Annotated in this window: 4 protein-coding genes and 2 pseudogenes; 2 read left to right on the top strand and 4 right to left on the bottom strand. The window is 59.7% G+C overall.

All coding sequences use genetic code 11. The features are described from left to right. Positions 1-278 precede the first annotated feature (278 nt). Positions 279-1,562, bottom strand: coding sequence for a cation:proton antiporter (locus SPHS8_RS20075; RefSeq protein ID WP_201516827.1), 1,284 nt, complete (start codon positions 1,560-1,562; stop codon positions 279-281). A gap of 645 nt (positions 1,563-2,207) precedes the next feature. Beyond that, positions 2,208-2,561, bottom strand: a pseudogene (locus SPHS8_RS20070) (TrbI/VirB10 family protein); the annotation flags it as partial. Between SPHS8_RS20070 and SPHS8_RS20065 the strand changes: the two are divergent. Beyond that, positions 2,455-4,134, top strand: coding sequence for a TonB-dependent receptor (locus tag SPHS8_RS20065; protein WP_236575281.1), 1,680 nt, complete (start codon positions 2,455-2,457; stop codon positions 4,132-4,134). The pseudogene SPHS8_RS20070 and the gene SPHS8_RS20065 overlap by 107 nt on opposite strands. A 526-nt stretch (positions 4,135-4,660) precedes the next feature. On the opposite strand, the gene SPHS8_RS20060 is transcribed toward SPHS8_RS20065, so the two are convergent. Further along, on the bottom strand, positions 4,661-4,897 hold the full coding sequence (locus SPHS8_RS20060; protein WP_201516825.1) for a hypothetical protein: 237 nt from the start codon (positions 4,895-4,897) through the stop codon (positions 4,661-4,663). Positions 4,898-5,096: 199 nt separating this feature from the next. Beyond that, positions 5,097-5,297 (bottom strand): annotated as a pseudogene (locus SPHS8_RS20700) (S8 family serine peptidase); the annotation flags it as partial. Positions 5,298-5,424: 127 nt separating this feature from the next. Between SPHS8_RS20700 and SPHS8_RS20050 the strand changes: the two are divergent. Continuing rightward, a partial coding sequence (locus tag SPHS8_RS20050; RefSeq protein WP_201516824.1) for a hypothetical protein occupies positions 5,425-5,673 on the top strand: 249 nt, incomplete at its 3' end.

The raw sequence follows: 5,673 nt of genomic DNA, 5'->3' as shown, positions 1-5,673 counted from the left end.
TCGGGGTGGATGTGGAGGACGCGCTCACATTGCCGGAGGGCACGGAAATCTGAGGGTTGCCTAGCGCCTCGCCGATGCGAGGAGCCAAGACCTAGTTTGCGGCTGCTACGCGCCAAAGTCGCTTATTCCGCTTGGGAGTGCGCGAACTCGCGAGCTGCCGTTCGTTCATCTTACTCTGGCGAAATGCGGAGAATGGCCGACGCAAGAGTCGTTGGCGTCTTCGCCCAAACGACAAGTGTGAAAAGCAACCGGAGCCATTTGCGAGGCGTGCCAGAATCTCAAGGCGCCGCTGTTGTCTCATCCAAGGCGTCGGGATAGCGCCCTCGTTGCCGATCGATGGTTCGCATCACCGGTGTCACGGTCAATCCGTGCAGCAGGATTGAGAGCAGCGAGACAAGGCCGACGATCGCCCACAGGCGCTCAGCTTCGGCGAACGCTGCGTGATTGATCGCATAAGCGAGATAATAGAACGATCCTACGCCGCGGATGCCGAAAAAGGCCAAGGTCAGCTTTTCCATTCGCTCAGCGTGAAAGCCGGCCAATCCCACCAACCCTGCAATAGGCCTTACCAGCAGGATGATCGCGAACGCAGCCGCGGCATCTGCCCAGCCTAGCGGTGCGAGCAGACCATTGACCAGTGCGCCGCCGAAGAGGATCAGCAGCACCATCATCGCGATTCGCTCCAGCTGTTCGGTGATGTCGTGCATCTCGCGCTGAAACTCGTGATCACGGTGCGAACGGCGTAATGTCAGGGCGGTGATGAACACGGCAAGAAAGCCATAGCAGTCCAGGATTTCGGTCACGCCATAGGACACGAAGGTCGCTGCGATGGCAATGAGGCCGTCACCCGTCTGCGCGAGCTTGCTTTCGGCCGGAACGTGAAATGTGAGCCAGCCGAACAGCTTGCCGATCGCCCAGCCGCCGGCGACCCCCATGCCGATCTCCCAGGCTACGTCGTGCAGCAGCCAGTCGCTCGCCCAAGGGTCACCGGTCTTAGCTGCAAGTGCCAACGCGATCGCAAGATTGACAAAAGGAAAGGCGAACCCGTCATTCAGCCCGGCCTCGGAAGTCAGGCCGAAGCGGACTTCGTCCTCTTCGCCGCTCTTGGGCGGGCCGACCTGCACGTCCGACGCGAGCACCGGATCAGTCGGTGCAAGGCTGGCGCCCAGCAGCAGCGCAGCGGTCCAGGAAAGGCCGAGGCCCCATCCCCCGATCAGTGTGATCGCGGCGACAGAGACCGGCATCGTGATACCGAGCAGCCGCCACGTGACACTCCAGTGCCGCCAGCTGAAGATCCGATCAAGCTTCAGACCGGCGCCCATGAGGGCGATGATTACCACCAGTTCGGTAAACCGCTCGGTGATCGTCGGATAGGACAGGGGCATCGGTCGCAGCGAGACCGCGGGCAGCAGAAAGATGACCGCGCCGATGGCGATGCATATGATCGGGAGCGAGAGCGGCAGCCGCTTTAAGGCCAGCGGCAGCCACGCGACCAAGGCTATCAGAACCCCGGCGCCCGTAAGCCAAAGAATGTAAGGTTCGGGCGAGGAAAAGTCGGGCATGCGTCGATAACCGTCGGGCGCGAAATGCGTTCATTGTTATCCGGTTCAGCCGGCGGTCCGCTCGACCTTCGACGGGCTCGCGGTAGGCGCTCGTGACAGCATTTTGAAACGAATCGGCGCGCCGCTTTCGAGGCTTCGACAGTTCGAAACGATCGGCGGGCTCGGAGCCTCCGTTGTGCTCGCAACAGAACGGGTAGAAGGGGCGCCAGACCTACCTGTGATGATCAATGCTCGCCTTGTATTAGGTGTTGTCTACGCCTCATAGGTTGCCGCAATTCAGGGGCTGGCCCGGTTCTTCTGGATATTTATTGGAAATGCCGGGCGGTTGGCCGCTAGCCTTGCTCATTCATGGGCCGATAATGCAGCCGCACGAACGTCGGGTGTCGCCGAAACCCGTCGTTAGCGTTCGTCCTCGCGAACGGCGGCTTAGTCCCAATGTTAGTCCCCTGACCCATTCAATTTTAAGATTGGTTTTCCGGCATTACGCGTCACATGTAAGCGTCGAAGAGCGGCACTGTAAATGCCGTGTCACCATGCGCGGGGTTGTACAACATCCCTTTCGCGATCAGGCTGTACCTTGTCGGAGCGACGCTGGATACCTTTACCTTCGTGGCTTCCGCCACATCACCAGAGCGATGCGGGCCGGGCCCCAGGCGAGGCAAGATCAATCCGCACGCCCTGGGGCGTTACCGCCCGCGTCCAGAGGACGAACAGGCGATTGTGCCCTTGCTGGATGCCGCCGCGATATTCGCCAAGAACGCGCGTGCCCTTTTCCATGAGTACGACGCGGCCATTCTCGGAATAGACGTCCCGCGGAATCAGGCAGGACGTGTAACCGGGCTGCGCGGAATTGATGGCGGTTTGCAGGATACAGAGGATCAACGTGGCCGCCATGATCAAAAAGTTGCGGTTCGGCAGCATCGATGCCCGCGCTTCCCCGATTGACGCGCTTTGCCGCAGAAGATCGAGCGCGTTGGGTGCCCTGCCCTCGCCGCTCTCTAGCGCTCCGGCAGCGGTGTCCGGCGCATCGCCGGCAGACCGATCGGATTCGCAAGCAGGGCAATTGAATGCGTTGACGATCCAGGTGCCTGCAAACGCCTCGCCCGCTCTCGGTAGCAACAGGATCGCGGATTGGGATCCCGGCGTGGATTTTCGCAATGATGACCGCTTTTTCCAGATCGCCCTGCGCGGTGACCTGGATGTGACTGACCATATCACGCTTACGTCGATCTCAGCCTATGAGGATTACCGACAGGACGCCGTCCGGGACATCGACGGCACGGCGCTTCAGATCCTCCTGCTCGGCACGCAAGGCAGGATAAAGAGCTTCTCCCAGGAACTGCGCCTGGTAGGTGACTCCGGTCCCCTGAAATGGATCGTCGGCGCCAACTATGCCAAGGACAAGGCGAACGAATTCCAGTCCTTCGATATCCGCAACCAGACGAACAATCCAATTTTCGGGATACCGAACGTTGGCGCAGACCTGACATCAACTCAGAACTCGAAAACGCTAGCAGCGTTTGGCAATGCCGAGTTTGAGATTACGCCGGATCTCACCTTGCAAGCCGGCGCACGCTACACAGAGAACCGCCGGTGGTTCAACACATGTTCGCTGGACAATGGCAACGGTAATATCGCGGCCATAATCGGCGTTGTTCAATCCGTCGCAAAGGGTGCCTTCGGCCTGCCTGCAGGTCCCGTTCCGCAAGTTGGCGGATGCTTCAATCTCGATGCGAATTACGATCCGGGTGAGTTTCGTTCGCGGCTCAACGAGAACAATGTGTCGTGGCGCGTCGGAGCCAAGTACAAAATAACTTCTGATGCGCTCATTTATGCAAATGTCAGTAGGGGGTATAAAAGCGGTCTATTCCCCACCGTTCTTGCATCATCGAATAATCAGTTCGCTCCGGTGAAGCAGGAGAAGCTGACGGCCTACGAAGCGGGCGTGAAAGCATCATTCCTTGACAGGACCGTAGATCTCACGGCCGCCGTCTTCTACTACGACTATCGTAACAAGCAGGTCCGCTCTCATTTCATCGATCCCATCTTCGTTGTCCTGGAATCCGTCGCCAATGCGCCAAAATCAGATGCCATTGGTGCCGAGGCGCAAGTAGTGGTTCGGCCATTGCGTGGACTAACCTTAAATCTCTCGGGCAGCTACACAGATTCGAAGATCAAGGATTTTATCGGTGTAAATCAGTTCGGCGCCGTCGAGGATTTTTCGGGGACGCGCATGCCATTCACACCGGAATGGCAAGGCGTCGGTGATGCTGAATACCGATGGTCTCTCGGCCCGTCCCATGAGGTATTCGTCGGCGGAAGCCTGTCCTACACTGGCGCCTCGAACGCGTTTCTCGGGGCCGACTCTGTTGGAAAGATGGTTGCGCGCACGCTCGTTGACTTGCGCGCCGGTGTCTCTGGGCCGGGCGACCGATGGAAGGTCTATGTTTGGGGACGGAACGTTACGAACGAGAAATATCAGAACTATGTCATGAGGATTACTGACACTGTAATCGGATATTCTGGCAAACCGGCAACTTACGGCGTTACGCTGGCAGTGAATTTTCGGTAATATGTTAACCAGCTAAGCAAAACGAAGGCTGTAACACGCCTCAAGGAGGAGACCCGGATTGGCAAGGGCCGGACCCTTGCGAGAGCTCTCTCCTCTTCGAGGCGTGTCACCACAAGTCACCTGCCATATCCGAGCATAGCAATTCTCGAACATATTGGGAACAGGGATGTCCGTCCGCAGGCGCAGGCGCAGGCGAGGTAGCGTTGGTCGGAAAGCTAAAGTTCGACGGCGATTTCAGGCGCGATCTGGGCTGCCACCTCAGCATATCATTCACTGCCCGGTGCAGCCCGGATGCTGGCGATGAGGCTGCAGCGCACTGGTTCGCCCACGTACCCTTGGGCCACATTTCCCTCCACCAGCCGCCCGTCGGGTAGACGATGATCGCATCGCAAGCGGCAAGCTCCGTCGTCGTGCCTTCCCAGATATCCGCGTGCAGCGATCCTCGGTTGCGCAATTGCGGACCGATGCCCCAGCCAGTGTCCGATGCCGCACGCTTCGGCGGTCGAGCACCTGCTTCGGAAGTGCGTCACCGCAGGAAGGTGCCGAGCGAGTCGTCCGCATGGTTGAGATCGGATCGCAGACCATGGCTCGCATAGACATGCCGCCGCGACAGTCCGCGCTCGCCGGGGTTCGGTTCGATGCAATAACTCAAGGTTACGCGCAGCTGGACGAGCGTCGCGGGATCGAGCGCCAACAACGCTTCGCGCGGCCATGGCAGCTGATGAACCGCCAGCTCATCGGTGACAGCTGATCCACCCTTCATCTTGAAGGGAACAATCTCGTCCTAGCTGACGAGTGTCACATCGTGATCGAAGCTACCGAGCGCGCGAACCAGCGAAGGGACGCCAAAACCGTAGCGCCGCACGAAGGCAGGCTTGCCGATGGAGCTGTGATGGGCGCGCATGGCAGCGGTCCATTCTGCGGAATGAACGATGAGGCCGCGGACTGATTTCGGGCCACAAGGCCGGCTTTTCCACCAAGATCTGTGCCGCCATTCGTGCGGCGAGCGCGGTGGCCGCGCTGGTATCGCCCGTCGTCGTGAACGGCCGCTCCGCGATCGCGCGATAGGTGGTTAGCAATGCGAGATCATCGACGTGGTCGCCCTGCCCCGTCGCCGGGTCGTACCCGATATTGCCGCCTTCGAAAACGACATCAGGCTTGATCGGCCACTCGCGGATTCAGCTCACCGAGGTACGGCTTCGCGGCATGATGTCGCCGGCCGCTCCTAGCGCACTCCAACCGGCATAGGTCGGATCCGAAATCACCATTCGCTCGGTGAAGGCGCCCACCGTGAGCACGTTCCAGGCCTGTACCGGGCTCTCGACCGGGCCTGGCGCGTCTGCGAGATCGCCTCCTGACGCCGGAGATCGTCAGTCGCTTCGCAAGCGAGAACTGGATGCCCAGATGCGGTCCGCGCACAGCCGCCGCGACGAAATGGAAGAAAATCTGATCGAGACACGCCGCCGGATTGCCAAACCGGTGAAGCAGATGGAGAAAGACGACGATCTTCCCCGCTCCGTCATGACGCGCCTGAAGGAT

This window comes from Sphingobium sp. S6 (assembly GCF_905120495.1).
In the GTDB taxonomy this organism is placed as follows: Bacteria; Pseudomonadota; Alphaproteobacteria; order Sphingomonadales; family Sphingomonadaceae; genus Sphingobium; species Sphingobium agri.
The sequence above is the reverse complement of the archived record's forward strand: the minus strand, read 5'-3'. Positions and strand labels throughout refer to the sequence as shown.

What these genes read in the sequence shown, in the direction of transcription:
- SPHS8_RS20075 (WP_201516827.1), bottom strand. Translation starts at nt 1,562, where the DNA reads ATGCCCGACTTTTCCTCGCCCGAACCTTACATTCTTTGGCTTACGGGC.
- SPHS8_RS20065 (WP_236575281.1), top strand. Translation starts at nt 2,455, where the DNA reads ATGATCAAAAAGTTGCGGTTCGGCAGCATCGATGCCCGCGCTTCCCCG.
- SPHS8_RS20060 (WP_201516825.1), bottom strand. Translation starts at nt 4,897, where the DNA reads ATGAAGGGTGGATCAGCTGTCACCGATGAGCTGGCGGTTCATCAGCTG.